The organism is Alterirhizorhabdus solaris (assembly GCF_007785815.1).
GTDB lineage: Bacteria > Pseudomonadota > Alphaproteobacteria > Sphingomonadales > Sphingomonadaceae > Alterirhizorhabdus > Alterirhizorhabdus solaris.
This window is the reverse complement of sequence record NZ_VNIM01000080.1, coordinates 1-19,592: the sequence shown is the minus strand read 5'-3', so window position 1 is coordinate 19,592 and position 19,592 is coordinate 1. Positions and strand designations below refer to the sequence as shown.

15 protein-coding genes are annotated in these 19,592 nt (G+C 69.5%); 2 read left to right on the top strand and 13 right to left on the bottom strand.

What is annotated here, in order from left to right; all coding sequences use genetic code 11:
* The 11 genes from FOY91_RS16180 to FOY91_RS16130 all read right to left on the bottom strand — a co-directional run.
* A partial coding sequence (locus tag FOY91_RS16180) for a cation:dicarboxylate symporter family transporter (protein WP_238995747.1) occupies window positions 1–458 on the bottom strand: 458 nt, incomplete at its 3' end.
* A gap of 102 nt (window positions 459–560) precedes the next feature.
* The gene (locus FOY91_RS16175) at window positions 561–944 is read right to left on the bottom strand and encodes a VOC family protein (protein ID WP_145154237.1); all 384 of its coding nucleotides are present in this window, start codon (window positions 942–944) and stop codon (window positions 561–563) included.
* 131 nt (window positions 945–1,075) lie between these two features.
* The gene (locus tag FOY91_RS16170) at window positions 1,076–1,870 is read right to left on the bottom strand and encodes an alpha/beta fold hydrolase (RefSeq protein WP_145154235.1); all 795 of its coding nucleotides are present in this window, start codon (window positions 1,868–1,870) and stop codon (window positions 1,076–1,078) included.
* A gap of 89 nt (window positions 1,871–1,959) precedes the next feature.
* Window positions 1,960–2,277, bottom strand: a complete 318-nt coding sequence (locus FOY91_RS16165; RefSeq protein ID WP_145154233.1) for a fumarylacetoacetate hydrolase family protein — start codon at window positions 2,275–2,277, stop codon at window positions 1,960–1,962.
* Between the two features lie 22 nt (window positions 2,278–2,299).
* Window positions 2,300–3,034 carry a PP2C family protein-serine/threonine phosphatase gene (locus FOY91_RS16160; RefSeq protein WP_238995748.1) on the bottom strand — a complete coding sequence of 245 codons (735 nt, stop codon included), beginning with the start codon at window positions 3,032–3,034 and terminating at the stop codon, window positions 2,300–2,302.
* Window positions 3,034–4,032: a type VI secretion system-associated FHA domain protein gene (locus FOY91_RS16155; protein ID WP_145154229.1), complete on the bottom strand. Its 999-nt coding sequence runs from the start codon at window positions 4,030–4,032 to the stop codon at window positions 3,034–3,036. Before FOY91_RS16155 ends, FOY91_RS16160 begins: the two co-directional genes overlap by 1 nt.
* Window positions 4,033–4,043: 11 nt before the next feature.
* A complete protein-coding gene (locus FOY91_RS16150) occupies window positions 4,044–5,753 on the bottom strand; it encodes a protein kinase domain-containing protein (RefSeq protein WP_145154227.1) in 1,710 nt (569 codons plus the stop codon).
* 86 nt (window positions 5,754–5,839) lie between these two features.
* A complete protein-coding gene (locus FOY91_RS16145) occupies window positions 5,840–6,583 on the bottom strand; it encodes a LysM peptidoglycan-binding domain-containing protein (protein WP_145154225.1) in 744 nt (247 codons plus the stop codon).
* Entirely contained in the window at window positions 6,580–8,085 is a 1,506-nt protein-coding gene (locus FOY91_RS16140; protein ID WP_162527254.1) for a putative bifunctional diguanylate cyclase/phosphodiesterase, read from the bottom strand. The genes FOY91_RS16145 and FOY91_RS16140 overlap by 4 nt, the downstream gene beginning before the upstream one ends.
* 215 nt (window positions 8,086–8,300) lie before the next feature.
* The gene (locus FOY91_RS16135; RefSeq protein WP_145154221.1) at window positions 8,301–9,278 is read right to left on the bottom strand and encodes a class I SAM-dependent methyltransferase; all 978 of its coding nucleotides are present in this window, start codon (window positions 9,276–9,278) and stop codon (window positions 8,301–8,303) included.
* Window positions 9,279–9,311: 33 nt separating this feature from the next.
* A complete protein-coding gene (locus FOY91_RS16130) occupies window positions 9,312–12,326 on the bottom strand; it encodes a glycosyltransferase (protein WP_162527253.1) in 3,015 nt (1,004 codons plus the stop codon).
* Window positions 12,327–12,638: 312 nt separating this feature from the next.
* Here FOY91_RS16130 and FOY91_RS16125 point away from each other — a divergent pair, with 312 nt between their 5' ends.
* Window positions 12,639–15,677: a rhamnan synthesis F family protein gene (locus FOY91_RS16125; protein ID WP_145154218.1), complete on the top strand. Its 3,039-nt coding sequence runs from the start codon at window positions 12,639–12,641 to the stop codon at window positions 15,675–15,677.
* Window positions 15,678–15,728: 51 nt separating this feature from the next.
* Window positions 15,729–16,658: an NAD-dependent epimerase/dehydratase family protein gene (locus FOY91_RS16120; protein ID WP_145154216.1), complete on the top strand. Its 930-nt coding sequence runs from the start codon at window positions 15,729–15,731 to the stop codon at window positions 16,656–16,658.
* Between the two features lie 52 nt (window positions 16,659–16,710).
* Here the strand turns inward: FOY91_RS16120 and FOY91_RS16115 are convergent, their stop codons facing one another.
* Both FOY91_RS16115 and FOY91_RS21735 read right to left on the bottom strand, forming a co-directional pair.
* Window positions 16,711–19,059 carry a GGDEF domain-containing phosphodiesterase gene (locus tag FOY91_RS16115; RefSeq protein WP_145154214.1) on the bottom strand — a complete coding sequence of 783 codons (2,349 nt, stop codon included), beginning with the start codon at window positions 19,057–19,059 and terminating at the stop codon, window positions 16,711–16,713.
* Between the two features lie 5 nt (window positions 19,060–19,064).
* Window positions 19,065–19,592 (bottom strand): hypothetical protein (locus tag FOY91_RS21735; RefSeq protein ID WP_203234603.1); only part of this gene is annotated, 528 nt, incomplete at its 5' end.

The following is a 19,592-nucleotide window of genomic DNA, read 5'->3' as shown; positions in this document are numbered from 1 at the left end:
CCCTCGACCCCGCCCGGCTGATCCCGCCCCGACCCGACGATCGCGCCGGCACCGCTGCCGGCCTGCGCCAGCATCGCCCGGGCAAGCCCCGGATCGACGCCGCCGCCCGGCCGGATCACGTTGACCAGCACCAGCGCGACCACCACCGAGATCGTCGACAGCAGCAGCGTGAACACGAGCGTCCGCAGCCCCACCCGTTTGAGCGAGGCGAGATCGCCCATCTCGGCAACGCCGGTGACCAGTGCCGAGAACAGCAGGGGTATCACCAGCATGAACAGCAGGCGCAGGAACACCTGCCCCGCCGGGCCGGTGATATAGGTGATGACGCCCTTCACCCATGCCGCGTCGCCCGCCGTGAGATTGACGACGAGGCCGCCGAACAGGCCGATGGCGAACCCCGCGAGCATCTGGAGGTGCAGCGGAAACCGCGGTGCAGCCGGCGTGTCGGTTTCGGTCATGCAATCTCCAGGGCGTGCGGTCCCGCCTGCCCGGAGCATGGCACGGATGATGGACCGGCGCGAAGACGGTTCGCCTTACGCTCCCTCCCCGCCCGGACCGGATCAGCCGAAGATATTGCCGACGTAGCAGCCGAACTTGTTCCCGTCGGGATCGCGCAGGTAGGCGCCGTAGCGGTTCGGCCGCTCGCGGTGCCCCGGCGCCCCCTCGTCGCCGCCGCCATTCGCCAGCCCGGCCGCGTGCCACGCGTCGACCGCCGCCTCGTCCTGCGCGATGAGCAGGATGGTGCCACCGTTGGCGAAGGTTGCCGGGGCGCCGTCCGCCGCACCACCGACGAGGAAGACCGGGCCGCCCGGCAGCCGGTACATGCCCATCGGCGCGCCTGCCGGCAGCGCGGTCGGCTCGCCGCCCAGCGCCGTGAAGGTCGCATCGTAAAAGGCGCGCGCCTTCGCCACATCGTTGGAACCGACGCGAATGCTCATGATCATGCTGAACCCCTCCTGTTGGGTGATGGCTTGTCGGGCCATGCTACCCGCGCGGGAAGCCTGCCGCCATCCCGTTTGTCGTCAGGACACGGCGACGGGACGCGCCGGGGCAGACGGATCGTCCGGCCCCGCCGTCACCGTCGCCCTTCCTGCGCGTCGAGAAACGCGGTCACATGATGCGCCACGAGATCGGGCTGTTCGGGCAGGATCGCGTGGCCGCATGCGGCGATCTCGCGGTAGGTCACGCGCGCACCCAGCGCCGCCGCCGTGGCGCGGCCGGCCTCCGGGCTGACCATCGCGTCGTCGAGCGGCATGAGAATCAGCACCGGCCCCGCCCCGCCGCGCCACCAGTCCTGCGGATCGCTCCGGCCCATCGCGCTGGCGATGCCCGCCGATGCAGGCCACCAGCCGTCGAGCCAGACGGAAGGATCGTTGCCCGGCGCGAAGAACGCCGTACGGAGCGCGGCGAGGCGCTCGGCTCGCGGCAGGGTCCGATCGTGGCAACGCCCCATCGCCGCGACGACCTCCGGCCTGACGGGATAACGACCGAGGTTATGGCCGCCGGGGGGCATCAGCATGAGGCTGCGGGCGATCTCCGGGCGGAAGCTGGCGGCGGCGCGAACGCAGACGTTGCCCAGAGCGTGGCCGAGGAGATGCACCGGCCCGTCGCACAGCCGGCCCGCCACCATCGCGATATCGTCGGCGATGTCGCGCAGCGTCAGGCCGTCGAGCGTGCCGCCGCTTCGCCCGCTCCCCCGCGGATTGATGGCGAGCGATCGATAGCCGGCGGTGCCAAGCGCCGCCTGGAGATCGGCGAAGTCGGCCGCACCGCGCATCGCCGACGGCACCAGCACGATATCCGGCCCCGCCCCCTCCACCAGCACCTCGATCCGAACGTCGCGTGCGGTATCCTCGATCAGCTCGATCATTCCCGGCCCTCCCCCGCTGCTTATGCGCCGGGCCTGTCGGCGACGCCATTGCGGAGGATGCCGATGCCCCCGATCCCGACCCCGCCGGCCTAGATCGGACCGGGTCCGGGGAGCGATCCGGTCGCGATCCCGTCGCCGGAGTGGTGCGTCATCCGCAGCGAGATCGGCGGGGGCAGCTCGGGCGACGGGCAGATCTGGTTTGACGTCCGGTCATCCTGCCGCGTGTCGCCATCGAGCCGGCAGTAGACCCGAAGATCCTCCGGTGCGATGTCGCGGACGATCACCGGGCCGAGCGGCGCGAACGCATCGCAGGTCTTGCCGCCGACATCTTGCCGCAGGGAGCTGCGACTTGATCCAGGCCTCCTCTCGATGGCGGCGCTCGGGCCTGCCGACGCCCCGGGCTGCATTGCCCCGCTGCGACGCGCCGATCTACGCTGCGGCTACCACGATGAGGCTCACATTGTCCTGCGCGCAACGGGCAAGGGCCGTCGCCAGGAGGACTTGCGCCGCTTCCGGTGGAGAATGGGTCGCGAGGACGCCGGCGATCTCGTCGTCGGCGAGGCAGGCGGTCAGCCCGTCCGAGCAGAGCAGGAAGATGTCGCCCGCCATGATCGGGGCGAAGCGCCTGTCGATCTCCACGTTCGGCCGCGCGCCCACCGCGCGGGTGATGACGTGCGCCTGCGGATGCCGGTGGCGCTCCTCCTCGGTCAGCGCGCCCTGATCGACGAGTTGCTGGACGAGGCTGTGGTCGCGGGTGACGGCGAGGAGGCGGCCCGCCCGATAGAGATACGCGCGGCTGTCCCCCGCCCAGAGGCAGGCATAATGGCCGCCGTGGACGAGCAGCGCGACGAGCGTGGAGCCGGTGCCGCCCGCCTGCCCGGCTCCGTAGAGCGCGGCATTGGCCGCTTCGATCCTGGCGAGCGCATCCGAAAGGAAGACGAAGCCGGAGTCGCCGCGTTCGACCTCCTCGAGCGAGGCGATCGTCCGCGCCGCCGCCACATCGCCGGCCCGGTGACCGCCCATGCCGTCGGCGATGGCCCACAGCCCGGCCCCCGCCCGGTCGAGCAGACGATCCTCGTTCACCGTCCGCCGGCAGCCGGGGTGGGAGAGCGCCGTGGAGGTGAAGCGGGGATGGGACGATCGAACCGACCGTGCCGGCTCCATCACGCGGGCGTCTTCGGGTCGTGCGCTTCGTAGGCCTTGGCGAAGGCGCGGCTCAGCGCGTTTTCGTTGCTTCCGTCCGTCGCGAGAAGGCCGGCATGGCGGCGACCGTGAATATCCCGGCAGGTGGCGGCGCGGCCGCGCAGGCTGAGGCCGTGGGTCCGCGCCTCGGCGTCGATCGAGTCGGGCGAAAGGGTATCGAGCGCCAGTTGAAGCGCCGCACCGGCGCCGTCGCCGATGGCGGCGAGGTGGCACCCGATATCGGCGAACGAGGCGCGCACCGCCTCCGCATCCGACAGAAAGCCCAGCTTGCCGCTCGCCAGCAGAGACTGCGCCAGCCGACGCGTCGGTGTCCACTTGAACGGATTGTTGTCGACCGCGCCGATCCGCGTGCGGTCGAGCTGATACTGCCCCTTCATCCGCGTGCGCTCGCCCATCAGGGTGGCAAGGCCGAGGATCGTCTGCTGGTAGATCGCCCCGGCGCGGCGCATCAGATCCGCGGGGTCTTCCCCGGACAGTTCGGAGGCGTCGATCCGTGCGCCCTCGCAGAAAGCCTCGATCAGCGAGGCATCGCGATGCGGCGGGCGGGCGGCCGGCGCGCCGTCGAGCCAGTTGCTCGGCACCGCCGGCGCGACGCCGCCCAGCGGGAGAAGGGGTCGCGTCCTGTCGGCCCCGGTCTCCGCGCCGGCCGGCGCATGATCGACCAGGATCGTCAGCGCGCCGAGGTGGAAGCTGCTGCGGCAGTCGATCGGCACCGCCTCCCCGGCCGGCACGCGCCCGCCATCGTCGAGAAACGTGCCGTTGCTGCTGCTGTCGGTGAGGAGGACGCGGCCGCCCTCCACCGCCAGCGTGCAGTGGATGCGGGACAGGAAGCCTTCCAGATCGGGCAGCGGCCAGTCGGCGGCGGCGTCGCGCCCGATCGTGATGCGGCCCTCCGCCAGCAGGCGGGCCTCGACCTGCTCGAACGGCTGGTCGCGTTTGAAAAGGCGGCAGATGTACATGGTGCCTCCGTTCAGGCCGTGCGCTTCTGGCGGGCGACGGGCGCGGGCGACGGGACGTCCGCCGTATAGAGCCGCGTCGCGTCGATACGGCGGGGGCCGCCGCTCGGCCGTTCCGCCGCCTCCAGCCGTTCCTGCACGGCGGTGGCGAACAGGTTGAAGCCGTCGAACAGCTCGCCGAACTCGTCGCGCCGGTGATGCGACAGGCGGAAGTCGAGATCACCCATCGCCGCATCGCGCATCGCCTGCTTGAGGCGGCGGACCGGCCGGGCCAGCAGCTTGGCGACGGTGAAGCTGACCCCGCCCACCACGGCCAGCACGATCAGGCCGAGCGCGATCAGCAGGTTGCGCGTGGTGGCGGCAGCGGCCTGCAACTCGTCCTTGCTTATGCTGACCTCGATCACGCCGAACGGCCGGCCGGCATAGAGGATGGGATGGACGAAACGGAACGCATCGCGCCCGTCGGCGAGGCGTATGTCGCTGACGGTCACGTTATCGCCGCGATGCACCACCGCCTCGCCGCGCGGCGCGGCATAACGCGTGCCGAGCTTGGCGGGATCGCTCGCGCCGCGGATCAGGCCGTCGGAATCGACCATCGTCATCCACCGCACCGACGAGTCCTTGGCGGCGGCGGCGATAAACGCCTGCACCGGCGTCCAGTCCCGCTCGATCGGGGGCATGGCGGCATTCTCCACCGCCGGCAGCGCGGCGTTGCTGGCGACGAAGGCCGCGATCGACGAGCCGGACGAAATCGCCATGCGCTCCATCGCGCGATACTGCCGGTCCAGCACCGTGCCGATGCTGAACATCAGCGCCAGCGCCGTCACCGCGACCATGGCGAGGGTGAGCCGCGCCTGAAGCGGCAAATAGCGGCTCCGCCCGGCGGCATCGGCCTGTACCGCCTCATAGGCCTTGGCCTCGCGTTCCAGCGCACGGCCGAGGTCGGCGCCATCGGCGAACCGTCGTTCGGGCCGCCTGGCGATCAGCTTGTCGACGATATAGCGCAGGCCGCCGGGGCAGTGCGGTGCCAGCGTGGCGATGGCAGGCGGGCTGGTCTGGGTGATCTGAAGCGCGAGCGTGGCGGGGCTGGCAGCGGTGAAAGCCGGCGTGCCGGTAATCGTCTCGTAGAGGACGACGCCGACCGAGAAGAGGTCGGAGCGGCCGTCCAGCGTCTGGCCCAACGCCTGCTCGGGGCTCATGTAGCGCGGGGTGCCGAGCACCTCGCCGATCCGGGTCTGATCCCGCGGCTCGGCCTCGGCCACGCGGGCGATGCCGAAATCGAGGATCTTGAGCGAGCGGCCATCCCGCGAAAGCATCATGTTGGACGGCTTGATATCGCGGTGGATGACGCCCGAGAGATGCGCGTAGCTGAGCGCGGAGGCGAGCTGCGTGCCGATCGCCAGCACCTGATCGACCGGCAGCTTGCCCGTCGCGGCGAGCACCTGGTCGAGCGGCGACCCGTCGAGCAGTTCCATCGCGATATAGGGCACGCCATCGGCCTCGCCGACGTCGTAGATCGTCACGATCGAGGGATGGGCGAGCGCGCCCGCCGCCTTGGCCTCACGCACGAAGCGGTGGCAATAGTCCGGGTTGCGGCAATATTCCTGCTTCAGCAGCTTGATCGCCATCACGCGATCGATGCCTGGATCGTAGGCGCGCCACACCTCCGCCATCGCGCCCTCGCCGACGCGGTCGCGCAGTTCGTATCGGCCAACAAATCGCATCGCGCGCCCCGTTCGTTCTGATCCGACAAGGCGGACAGGGCGGCGATAGCATCAACAGATTAATCGGTGGTTCCACGCGGTGCCGGTCAGGACCGGCCGTGGACCGTGCGCTGGATGCGGATCGCGCGGGTGAGATCGCGGCGGATGAGGGCGTTCCCCGGATCGGCCTGGCTCGCCCGCGTGAGCAGGGCGACGGCGCGGTCGATCGCGCCCCGGTTCATCTGTTCCAGCCCGGCGGCGCGCAGGGTGGCGGCCTGGGCCGGGTTGGCCCTGGCGGCGGGCGACGGCACCGGCCGGGCTTCGGGCGCTCTGGGCACGATGGCGGGCGCCCGCACGGCGACGGCGGGCTTCTCGGGCCGGGCCGCCTCGCGCTTTTCACGGCCGGGAATGCGCAGTGTGCGCCCGGCGGAAAGCGTGCCGGGCGCGGCGAGGCCGTTGTATCGGGCCAGCGCGTAGAACAGCATCGGGTTGCCGAGGAAGCGCCCGGCCAGCGACGACATCGTATCGGTCGCCCGCGTGACATAGGCGAAGCTCTCGGTGCCCAGCAGGGTTTCCGGATTCGCATCGATCTGCCGAACGAGACTGGCGGCCACGCTGTCGTTCGGCTGCTGCCTGAGGAGCCCCATCAGGCGCGCGCGCGCGGCGACGGGATCGCCCTTGTTGAGCAGCGCGATCGCCTCGCCCACCTCGCCCCGCCCGGACCAGCCGGTGGTCGCGGCGGCGCCGGCGGATGTCGGGCGGGGCGCGTCCCCGCCCCCCGCGCCGCAGCCGGCGAGCAACAGGCCGAGGGCGAGTGTCGCCGGCGCGGCGCGATGAAACGGGATGGTCATGCGGAAAGACGTCCTTCGAGATGGGCGGTTCGGCCGGGGGCCGGGCCGGCACGCGGCGCGCGCCATGCCGGGGTCCGGACGAAGCGGCGGAAGTCCGCGCCCTCCAGCGGCCGGGAGAAATGATACCCCTGGAATATGGTGCAGCCGAGCGCATGCAGCGTCGCCACCTCCGCCTCGTCCTCCACCCCTTCGGCGAGGACGACCAGCCCGAGGCCACGGCCAAGCTCGATCAGCGCCTTGCAGATGGCTTGGCTGTCCCGCCTGTCCTGCACGGCCGTCACGAATTCGCGGTCGATCTTCAGCTTGTTGAACGGCAGATTCTTCAGATAGCTCAGGCTGGAATAGCCGCTGCCGAAATCGTCGATCGCCAGGCGCACGCCGAGCATGCTCAGCCGGCGGAACAGATCGACGGTGCGGGCCGTCTGCACCATCGCCGCCGTTTCCGTCAGCTCCAGTTCCAGCGCGCTGGCGGGAAGGCCGTGGCGCGACAGCGTGCGCTCGATCTTGAGGACGAGCTGGTCGTCGAGCAATTGACGGGCGGACAGATTGACCGCGACGCGCAGATCCGAAAGCCCCTCGTCCGCCCAGCACCGCGCCTCCCGGCAGGCGGCGTTCAGCGTCCACATGCCGTAGCGTTCACTCAGGCCCGCTTCCTCGACGATGGGGATGAAGACGGCCGGAGAGATGGCGCCGAGTTCGGGGTGCTGCCAGCGGATCAGCGCTTCGGCCCCCACCACCTTGCCGGCAGCCAGATCGACGATCGGCTGGAAGACCATCGTCAGTTCGTCCCGGGCGATCGCCTGCGCCAGATCCTGTTCCAGACGGAAGCGTTCGCGTGCCTCGCGGGGAGACGGCGTGGCGGGCGGCAGCGCCTCGCCGACGGCGGTATCGCTGCGGGAGAGCGCGGCGATGGCGCGCATGAGAAGATGAACCGGCTCGCCCCCGTCGTCGTGCCGCGCACTGCCGGCCTCCACGACCGGCGACAGGGTCAGCGACCCGATCTCGAGATCCTGCGCGATGACGTAGATTATCGCGCCGAACTCGGCCCCCGCGGCCGAGGCATCCGCGCGGAACCAGATGGCGAAAGCGTCGCGATCGACCTGCACCAGCAGATGCGCGGCATCGACCGCGAGGACGAGCCGGTCGGAAAAGGACAGCAAGGCTTGGTTGGCGGCGGCGTGGTCGAAGGCGGCGAGCCGATCGAAATCGACGAGGCGGATCAGGCCGAGCAGATGCCCTCGCGCCGTGGAGCCCCCCTCGGCGGCGATGGCGGACAACAGGATCTCGCGCGTGGGCAGGCCCGTGACGGGATGCCGCCGGCTGGTGCGGTGATCGACCGAGGCGAGCAGGTCGGCCAGCCGGGGCAATGTCTGCGCCAGCCGCATGCGCGGCAACCCGGCGCCGACGCAGAGGTCGGTCGCGCGCCGCTCGGCCGCATGGAGCCGCACCGTCGCGAGAATCATCCCGCCGCCGGCGACCGCGCCGATCAGGCCCGCGATCACCGGATACGATTCGACGCAGAGCGCCGCGACGGCGAGTGCGAGGCACGCCCCGCCAAGATATCCGGCATCGGTCGGCGGCCACCGCCATCCGCCCAGCCTATGTCGAACAGGAATCATCGGCGACGCACACTCCCGCCGGCACGACGACCGACGTCCGCAGGGTACACCGCCGAAGTTAAGAGAGTTTCAAACGCACGCCGCCCCCGGCGGCTGGGTCAGGGAATGGCTGCCACCACCAGGCAATTGTCGTAGATGTTGGCCGGGTGATCGATGTCGATCGACATGCCCGGCAAGCCGCGCGCCGCGATAAGCCCCAGATAGGCGTCGACATCCTGCCTGAGCACATCCTCGATGATGTAGTGACCACCGCTCTTCACCCGCCCGATCGCATGGTCGAGCGTGAGGCGGGCGGCGTCGAAGGTGTGCAGCCCGTCGTCGACGAACACGTCGAGTTCGACATCGGGCAGTTTCGCCCACATCGCCGCGAACGTCTCCGCATCGCATTGGTCGACGAAGAATGTCTCGATGCGATCCTCGGCGAACAGCACCCGCCGGTCCACATCCGCGCCATAGATCCGCGCGTTCGGGAAGAAGTCGCGCCATCCGCGCAGCGATGCGCCGGGCGTGCCGTGCCGGCCCATGTTCGAGGGCGTATCCTCGTTGTTGGTGCCGAGGCCCAGCTCGAACAGCGCGGTGAGCGTCTCCCGCCGGCCCAGAAACAGCGCCTGATAGAAAGGCGTGTAGGTGTGCCAGCCGATCCCCTTGTCGCTGCCGTGCCCCGCCATCAGACGGCACAGGTCCGTCGCCCATACGGAATCTCGCCGCGTGGCCAGATAATGATCCACCGCGCGCGCGAACACGGCTTCCCCGCCGTTGCAGTAACGTATCGTCGCCAGCGCCCCGCCGCGATCGGCAGCCAAGAGCTGCGGCGCGACATGTTCGGTATAGACCAGCTGCGCGGGGACGCCCGCCGCCCGCCCGATCGAGAAGAACATGTCGGCGCCCTGCAACGGCATGGCGAAAGCCGCCTCGGTCTGCACGAAGCCCGGCAGGCATTCCTCCGGCGCGCGGTCCATCTCGACGACCCATGTGTCGTCCCACAGGTTCGTGGCGCCCCATTTGCGCAACTCGGCGCGCGTGGCCTCCGCATGGGCTTCGAGGCGACCGGAGAAGCTGACGAGATACAGGCTCATGGCAACAGGTGCTCCCGCCGTGCGCGACGGCCGCTAGACGGCATCGGCCGTGTCCCCGTCCGCCGCCATCAGGGGACGCGATGCGGCGAAATCGCGGATGACGCGCTCGTACACGGCGACATACTGATCGGTGAACGCCCCCATGTCGTACCCCCTGCCGAGAACGCCGGCACCGCGCGATATCCGCTCCCGGCGCTCGTCGTCGATCAGGCCGTGCATCGCCTCGGTGAAGCGGGCATCGAACACCGCGTCCACCGGGCTGCCCTCCACGACGACGCCGCCGGCGACGCCGTCCACCTCCAGCATCGAGGCGATCTCACCCACATCGGTGGCGATGACCGGCACGGAAACCTGGAGCGCCTGGATGATGCACAACGGAAAGGACTCGCCGGCGAACCGGGTGGGCACGATCGCCACGTCGGTCATCCGGTACAGGCCGTGAATCCGGAGCTGGAAGCCGAGGAAGCTGATCGAGGGGTCGTCGGCATGGAGCGGTTTCAGCCGGTCCGGTTCCTCCCCCTCCCCCACCAGGCAAAGATGCATCGGGCGGTGCGGATTCAGGTCGCGCACGGCGCGGAAAGCATTGATGGCGGTGGACCACCCCTTTTCCGGTATCCCGCGACCGACCAGCGTGAAGACGACGGCGTCCTCGGCGATCCCCATCCCGGCCCGCGTGCGCGGGAAAGGCGCCTCGTCCACCGGCATGGCGTTTATCATCTTGATGATCCGTTCCGGGCGGACCTGATGCCGGAGGAGCGGCACGAGGTTCTTGTCCGCCGTGTAGATGAACAGATCGACGTTCCGCACGATCTTGGCGATGAACCGCTCGGGCAGCTCCGAGCTGGACGACGCCTCGTAAGAGCCGTGCAGCGTCGCGACATACGGCACCGGCAGCGGTCCGTCCGAAAGCCGGAAGAAGAACATCTCGCCGATCACGCCGTGCGAATGGATCAACGAACAGCCGATATCGCGGAGGAACTGCTCGCTGCCATATTCCATCACCCAATCGGCTTCGTAGATCGACACGCCGGGGTTCAGCGTCGCCCGCATCTCCGGGTTGAGATCGACCTTGAAGATCAGCATCGACACGATGATGCCGCGCGCCGCCAGCTCGTTGGCCAGCTGGATCGGCAGGTTTTCCGCGCCGCCGGCGAAGATGCCGTGGGTGACGACCAGGACATGGCGTTTGACCGCCTCGGAAACCGACGCAAGCCCGGCCACGCCGTGCGTAGTGGGCCAGACAGACCCGACCTCGGCCGTCAGCCGCGCCACATCCGACCGGAAATCGTCGTTTGACGGCATCGGCGGCAGCGCGGCCGGGATACGCATCAGCGCATCGCGCACCGTGGCGATCTGCCCGCCGGATGCCATGTGGAGATAGAGGTGCCACAGCCCGAGGTGCCGGTAGTCGCCAGCGCGATGCCACACGTCATCGCAGAGGATACGCCGGCGCCACAGGAAGCTATACTGGTCCACGGCCATCCTGCCGGTCCGCAGATGCTCGGGGAACCAGACTGCGGCGGGGGTGGTCGCATGCCTGGCCCACCCCTCCATCTGCCGCGCCAGCTCGTCCTGCGTGACGGCGAAGTTGGTATCGTGCGGCTCCAGCCGTCGCCCGAATCCCAGCTGGACGCTGTTGTCGGCGAAGCTCGACGTCAGGCGGGCGAGAAACTCGAAATCATGCACGCCGCGGCCACGAACGAACCAGAGCAGATCGCCGGACGCCTGCGCCGCCGCGCGGTGCAGCAGGTCGGACAGCGGAACCGCGCCGTCACCGGAGAGATAGCCGATCCTCGCATGGCGGGTCCGCGCCTCCAGCGCCGCCCGGCTCGCGTCGGAAAGCGGCGTGCCGACGACGAGGAACGACAGATCCTCATAGGTCTGGCCGGCGATGGCAAACACGCATTCGGGCGTCAGCGGATCGGCATCGTCGTTGACGAGGATCGCCGTGATCGACGGCGTATAGGGCCGGTTCCGGAAATTCCGGGCGGACGAAACCCCCGAGCGTCCCTCATCCTTGCCGAAGGTCACCCAATGCTGGAACGGGTGCATGCCGGCTTCGATGATGTCGGGATAACGCAGCAGATAGGCCCGCGTCGAAAACTCCTGCGACGGATCCCGGTTCTCCCGCCAGCCCACCGTCATGTAGTGGATCAGCGCGTCCTGCCCGCTCGCCTCGACGTCGGGGTAACTGTAGAGATACCATGCCGCGTCGAACTGCTCGCAGATCGCCCGCGTGACCTCGATCGGCTTGTCGACGAACAGCTCGCGCAGGGCGGGTTCGCCCACTACCGCGAACAGATAGTGCAGCAGGGGCTCCTGATCGGTCCCGGCGAGTTCGGGATATGTCGCGACGTGTCGCGCTGCCTGGAACGACAGCACGGCCTTGTCCGCATTCGCCCCGTCCAGGCCGAAATGCGCCGCCAGCGGCAGAACCGGATCCGGCCCGGCGTCCGCGACGTAGGCCTGGTATCGTTCGATATCGACCATGCGGGTCAGCACCTGCCGCTCGCCCGCGCTCAGCGATGCCGCCGAGGCGAGCGACGAGGCCGCCTTGCCGTTCGACCGCCCCTCACCGATGCCGTGGAGCACCCAGTGGCGGAAGGGGTTGATGCCGCTGTCCCGGATATCGGAATAGAGATCCAGATACGCGCCGGTCGAGAAGGACGGCGAGGGATCGCGTCGCTCGCGCCATCCCGTCGTCAGGTAGTGGACGAACGGGTCGTTGCCCGACGCCTCCACGTCGGGATAGCTGCGCAGATACCAGTCCGCATCGAAGCGGGCGCGCAGCATGCCGACATCGGCGTCGGTCAGCCCGGCCAGCGTATCGGTCAGCGTGGCTTCGCCGACGGTGTCCAGCAGATAGTGGAGGAACGGGTCCTGCCCCGTCTCGCGCACCCCGGGCGTGGCATCCAGATAGCGCGACGAGCGGAATGTCGGCGAGGGATCGAATTTTCGCCCTGATCCGACCTGCAGATAGTGTTCGACAAGGTCTGCGGTATCGTTCTGGCCTTCGCCGGCCTGTGCCAGGTAGTATCGGCGGTCCATCAGCAGGGCCAGAATGGACCGCTGGTGGGCGGTAAGGGTCTTGTCGCCCCCGAACGCAGGCTTATCCGTCTCGTTATTAGGCAAGATTTTCGTTCCAACAGATAAGCTTGCTATCAGGTCGGGCAATCGCATGGGGCGTGGTGGGTGTCAAACGCCTCTGGGCCGGATCCGGACGCCCACGCGCATACGCGCACAGGGATCGATTCCGGCGGTTTCAGCCGTTGCGCGACCTGTGCTAGCAGCGCCGACGCGTGCCGGCGGATCGACCGGACGACCAGTTCACGCGACTGGCGAACGGGAAGAGGTTTGTTGGTGTCGGAAATCATAAAGTCAGCGCCACTGATCGCCCCCGACCATCTGGCCAGCGAGGCGGACGTCGAGAACGGCTACCGCCTGTTCCTCGCGCGGGAGCCCGAGGCGCCGACCATCGTCACGAACCTCGCCGGCCATCCGCTTCTCCTCGTGCTGACCCCCCTGCTGGTTTCCGACGAGGCCCAATCGAAGCTCGGCCTCGTCGACGGCGAACTTGCGGTGAGCGAGATCATGCTGGAGCCGCTCGATCCCGATCTTCGCGACTGGGTGAACGCGATCACCCGGCCGGGTTCCGTGGACGACGGCACGCCGGTCGACCGGCTGACGGTGATCCGGCGCTTTCTGGGCGACAGCCTGATACGCCACACTGCCGACGCCCTCGATCCTTGCCACGGCCGGGATATCGATGCCCTGAACGCCGCGCTCGCCGGGATGGACGACAGCGTCCGCCTTATCGGCACCTCGCCCTTTTTCGACCCCCTGTATTACGAGGATCAGCGGCCCGCAGGCATGAGCCTCGCCGACCCGGCGACCCATTATGTGCTGCACGGCGAGAGGCAGGGGCTGAAGGCGTCGACCGATTTCGACGCAGCCGCCTACGCCGGCTTCAACCCCGACGTGGCGGCCAGCAGCCTGAACCGCCTGATGCATTACGAACTGTGCGGCCGGCGGGAACAGCGGCGCCACCGCCACTGGCTGGCCGACCACCCCATGCCGCCGATCGCCGCCACCGCCGATGCGGCCGGACGCCCGACCATCCTGCTGCTGTTGCACGAGGCCAGCTACACCGGCGCGCCCATCCTCGGCTGGAACCTCGTTCAGGCGCTGTCGGATCGCTGCAACGTCGTCGTCGTACTGCGGAACGGCGGCGCGCTGGAGGGCGCGCTACGCGAGGTCGCGTCGGCCTTCGTCGCCGCCCCCCCGCCCGAGACGACGGTGGACCCACACGAGATGAGGCGCTTCGCCGAGCGTCTCGTGGAGATCTACCGGCCGCTCTATGCGATCGCCAACAGCGTCGAATCCCGGCCGATCGCGGTCGCGCTGCGACAGTTCGACATTCCGGTCGTCGCGCTGGTGCACGAATTCTGGCCGGGCGCCGCCTCGCATGTCCGGCTCGAATTCTATTCCAGCTGTGCCGCGCTGGTCTTCCCGGCCCGGATCGTCGCGGAATCCTCGTTCCACGCCTTCCGCGAAACCCGGTTGCAGAAGTGGTTCATCCTGCCGCAGGGTCCGTCGGCGATCCCGCCGTTCGACCGGTCGCTCGCACCGCTGCCCTTCGGCGCGCCCTTCGACACCGGCGACGAGGTGCCGGTGCCGCTGGAGGCGCTGCTGGCGGACGGGCGGCGCGGCGAAGGGACCTTCACCGTGATCGGCCTCGGCGCCGTGGAGATGCGCAAGGGTCTCGACCTGTTCATCGCCGCCGCGACGGCGATGCGGGCGAAGCATACCAACATGGCGTTCCGCTTCATCTGGATCGGCACGTGGGAGCATGCGATCGGCACCCCCTACGCGGCCCTGCTCGACGAACAGGTCAGACGCGCCGGCCTGGGCGATCACCTCCACTTCTACCCGGCGGTGGACAATCTGGAGCCGGTATATGCGCGCGCGGACGCGCTGTTCCTCAGCTCGCGGCTCGATCCGTTGCCCAATGTCGTGATCGACGCGGCGTTTCGCGGCATCCCGGTGGTCTGTTTCGATCAGGCCTCGGGCGCGGCCGAACTGCTGGCGGCCGATCCGGATACCGCCTCGCTCGTCGTCCCCCACCTGGACAGCGGAGCCGCCGCCGACCGCCTCGTCGCCCTCGCGCGCGATGCGGCCGACCGGCGGTCGTGCGGCGAGGCGGTGCAGCGGCTCGCCCGGCGATCGTTCGACATGAAGGCCTATGCGGAAACGCTCGACCGGATCGGATGCGACGCCGCCCGCGATCTGGGCCACACGGAAACGGATCGCCGGCTGATCGAGGACGTCGACGCGCTCGACACGTCGCTCTATTTCCAGCTCGATCGCGCTGCCCTGTCGCCGGCGATCGACCCCGCGGCGCTGTATCTGGACCGGACGAGGCACATCAACTTCGCCTCGCCCCCCGTCTTCGGCGTGATCCTGCGGCGGCCCCGGCCCGGCTTTCACCCGTTCATCTATGCCACCGAGGCGCCGGGTTTCCCCCGGGACGGCAGCCGCGATCCGCTGGCGCACTATATCGAACAAGGGATGCCGGCGGGGCGGTGGAGCCACCCGGTCCTGCGGCTCGACCAGCGTCATCGCGCCGGTCTCGCGCCCCATGTCGTCGGGCCGGGGATCGCCCCGGCGACACCCCCGGTCGCGCTGCACGGCCACTTCCACTATACCGACGATATCGCCGAGTTCATGCAGGCGCTCGCCGCCAATTGCCTGCGGGCGGACCTGTTCCTGACGACGACGACCGACGAGTCCGCCGATATCCTGCGCGCCGCCACCCGCGATTACGGCGGCGGGCGGGTCGTCGTGGATGTCGGCCCCAACATCGGCCGCGACATCTACGCCTTCCTCCGCGTGCTCAAGGCGCATGTTCGAGGCCGCTACGAATTCGTCGGCCACGTCCACGGCAAGCGCAGCCTGCACATGCGGGCGCTCGACCCGGCGTTCGGCGATCAGTGGCGGCAGTTCCTGTGGGAGCATCTCCTCGGCCCGACCTGCCGCGCAGCCGACCTGATCGTCGATGCGATGCGGCGCGACAAGACGCTCGGCCTCGTCTTCCCCGAGAACGGCTTTCTGGTGGGCTGGGAGAGGAATGTGGCAAGTCCGGCGGCACTCGCCCGGCGGATCGGCATGCGCGGCCCCCTGCCCGACTATATCGAGTTCGGCGCCGGCACGATGTTCTGGGCGCGCACGGCCGCGCTGGATGCCCTCATCGAGGCGAACCTCGGCGAGCATGAGATCCCGGCCGAACCCCTGCCGACCGACGGCACGATATTGCACGCGCTGGAACGCATGCTGCCGCTCATCTGCGCGGAAGCCGGTTATACCTACGCGACGACCCATATCCCGGCTATCGCCCGCTAGCCGTCCGTCGTCCGCCAGCGACGTGTGGATCAATCTTTTCAGGGGGTTTGCATGGCCGTGATCGGCGTGTTCGGGGCGAACGGCTTCATCGGGCGCGCGGTCGTGCGCTTCCTGCTCGCACGCGGGCAGCGGGTGGTGGCACTCGGCCGCGCCTTTCCGCCGGACTATGCGAGCATCGTCGGCGGGACCGTCGAGACGCGCGTCGTGGATTTCAACGATACGCTGTCCGTCCATGCGACGCTGCAGGGGATCGACCAGGCGATCGACCTCGTCAACTCGTCAAGCCCGGCGCTGGGCAACGGTCGCGTGGTCGAGGATGCCGCGACCAACGTGCTGCCCCACATCAGCTTCGTGCAATCCTGCATCCTGAGCGGCGTCTCGCGGATCGTGTTCATGTCGTCCGGCGGCACGGTGTACGGGCGGCCGGACTATCTGCCGCTGGACGAGGATCACCCGACCTATCCGCTCGTCTCCTACGGTGCCGCCAAGCTGATGGTGGAGCATTACCTGCGGATGCTCACCCGGGACAGCGCGGTGGATCACGTGATCCTTCGCGTCTCCAATCCGTTCGGGCCGGGGCAGGTTCTCCGCAAGGGGCAGGGGTTGATCGCCTCCATCCTCGAACGGCAGGCGGCGGGGCTGCCCATCGTGATCTACGGCGACGGGCAGGCCCAGCGCGATTACCTCTATGTCGACGACCTCTGCCATGCACTGCTGGCGGCGCTGGATGCACCACCCATGCGGGAGACGTTCAACATCGGCACGGGCCACGGCCGCTCCACGCTGGATGTCATCCGCGCGGTGGAAGCGGTCGTCGGCCATGCGTTCGACATCTCGTTCGTGAACGACCGGCCGACCGATGCGCGCAGCAACATCCTCGATTGCGGCAAGGCGACCCGCCTGTTGCACTGGACGGCGCAGACCCCCTTCGACGAAGGGATCAGACGCACGGTGGCGGCGGCGTCGCGACCGCCGCAATAAGGCGCGCGAGAGAAAGGGGGCGCACCCTGCCCCCCGCCCCCGTGAACCGGCCTCAGGCGGCCAACCGGCTCGATGTGCAACCGATCGTCGCGGCGAATTCGTCCGCCGGCATCGGCTTGCCGGTATGCCAGCCCTGGATCACGTCGCAGCCGATCAGCCGCAGCGCATCGAGGCAGGCCGCATCCTCCACCCCCTCGGCCACCACCGTCATGTCGAGTGCGTGCGCCAGGTCGATCGTCGATCGCACCAGCAGGCGATCGTGCGGGTTGTCGACGATGCAGCGCACGAAACATTTGTCGATCTTCAGTTCGCTGGCCGGCACCTGCCGCAGATAGCTCAGGGTGGACTGGCCCGTGCCGTAATCGTCGATCGACAGCTTCACCCCCAGTTCGCGCAGTTCCGCCAGCCGGCAGGCGGCGTCGGCGGCATTGGCGATGATCGCGGACTCCGTCAGTTCCAGCGTCAGGTTTGCGGGCGGCACGCCGTGGCGGGCAAGCGCATCGCCCACCAGGTCCTTCAGGCCCGCCTCCTGCAGCAGCATCGCGGACAGGTTGACCGCCACTACCAGATCGGGCCGGCCCGGCAGCCATGCCGACAGGTCGGCGAGAGCGTGGTCGAGCACGTGACAGGTCAGTTCCCTCGCCCGCCCTTCGGTCTCGATCAGCGGGATGAAGTCGTCCGGCGGGATCGGCCCCCGCTCCGGGTGGCGCCAGCGCACCAGCGCCTCGGCGCCGATCACGCGATTCTCCGCCAGTCCGAACTTGGGCTGGTAGGCGACCCAGATCGCGCCGCTGGCCAACGCCTCCGAAAACTCGCCGAGCAATGCCATCTGGCGCCGCTCCTGCTGGCCGTCGTCCGCCATGAAGCGCCCCCACGGCGCCGCTTTAGCCCGCGCGCGCTGCGCCGCCATGAGCGCGCCGGCCACCTGCGCGTCGATCGCGCCATCGGACGGCTGCGCCACGCCGAACGTGGGGCGGATGTCGATGCGGGTGCCGGCCACCTCCAGCGTCTGGCCGATCACGGCGAGCAGCCCCGCGAAATGGCCGTGCTGCGCATCGTCGCCGTCGAGCGGCCGGGCCAGCCACCCGATCACCCCCGGCTCGATCCGGTAGACCGGCGTCTCGAGCACGCGCACGATGCGGCCGGCGATCTCGGCGATGATGTGCGCGCCGCCCGGCCCGCCGAGCGCGGCGGCGATCTCGTTGAAGCGATCGAGGCGGGCGATGGTGACGACGGTATCCGGATACGCCGGGGCCGCACGCTCCAGCGCGGCGCGGTTGGGCAGGCCGCTTTCGCGATCGACGAAGCGCCGCTGCTCCAGTTCGTCCAGCAGGGTGAAGGCGAAACGGCCGGCGGCGGCGGCAAGCAGAAGCCCGAGCGCGGGCACGATCTCCACGTCGATCCCGCGCGCATGAAGCATCCCCGCGCCGGCGATCAGGCCGACGATCGCGGCAACCCACACAATGGCCCGCATGCGCCGGCCCCGGTTCGACGTGGCGATCAGGACCAGCAGCGCCAGCAGCATCGCCGGCACCGCACCCGGCGAAACCGGCACGCCGTGGCGCATCAACGTCTCGGCGGCCAGCGCCTGGATCAGCACGCCCGGCACGATGCCGTGGCGCGGCACGGCGTATCGGTCGCCCAGCTCGATCGCGGTGGCCCCGATCAGCACGCGCTTGCCCCGCAGCGTCGCCGGATCGATCCGCCCGGACACCAGATCGATGAAGCTGATCCGGGGAATCGTGTCGGGATCGATCGCATAGTCGATCGGGAAGGATCGCTGATCGCCCCCGCCCCCGCCGACCAGCATCACCGCGATGGACGGACGCGCGCTGCCATCGATCCGCACGCCGCGCGGATACGCCCGCACCGCGCCGTCGGGATCGGGAAAGATGTTCACCGCCGCCAGGAACGAGGACCGGCGGAACGCCGGCAGCGGCAGGCTGTCGATCCAGCGGCCCGAATCGTGGCTGCCCGCCTGCCGGAACGTTGGCAGGATCACCGCTCCCCCCGCCGCATGCAGCGCCGTGGCGAAGATCCTGTCGTCGGCTGCGGTCGAGGCTGCCGAGACGTCGACGTCGAAGGCGATCGCCTCCGCCCCGGCGGCGGCGAGCCGATCGACCGCGGCGGCATAATAGCGCCGGGGCCACGGCCAGCGCGGCAGCGCGCGCAGGCTTTCCGCATCGATCTCCACGATCGCGACCCGACCGCTCGCAGGCACCTGGCCGACCGCCATGCGCAGCGAGGCGAGCGTGTGTTCGGCACCATCGCCCAGCCCGGACACCGCGAGGATCACGGCGAACGCCACTGCACCGGCGAGCGTCAATCCTCGCCGGTAGCGGCCGGGCACCCGCCGGCCGGGCGTGCTGGCGGCTGCACCGGCGTTTCCCGGAGCGGGCACGGTAATCACCCGCCGATCTTGCCCTTGAGGAGATCGGCCAACGCCTTGGCAGCGGCCTTGGCGGCGTCGTCCGCTGCCTTTGCCACCGCCTTCAAGGCGTCGTCGCTCGCTTTCGCGGCAGCCTTGGCGGCCTCGTCTGCCGCTTTCGCATTCGCCTTGGCCGCTTCCTCGGCCTGCTTGGCCGCGTCCTCGGCGGCTTTCGTCGCTGCCTTCGTGGCGTCGTCCGCCGCCTTGGCGGCACTGGCAGCGTCGTCCGCCGCCTTGGCGTTCGCCCTCGCGATTGCCTCCGCCTGCTTGACCGCATCTTCGGCCGCCTTTGCCGCCGCCTTCATGGCGTCGTCACTCGCTTTCGCGGCGGCCTTGGCGGCATCGTCCGCCGCCTTCGCATTTGCCCTGGCCGCTTCCTCGGCCTGCTTGGCCGCGTCCTCGGCGGCTTTCGTCGCTGCCTTCGTGGCGTCGTCGCCCGCCTTCGCGGCACTGGCAGCGTCGTCCGCCGCCTTGGCGTTCGCCCTCGCGATTGCTTCCGCCTGCTT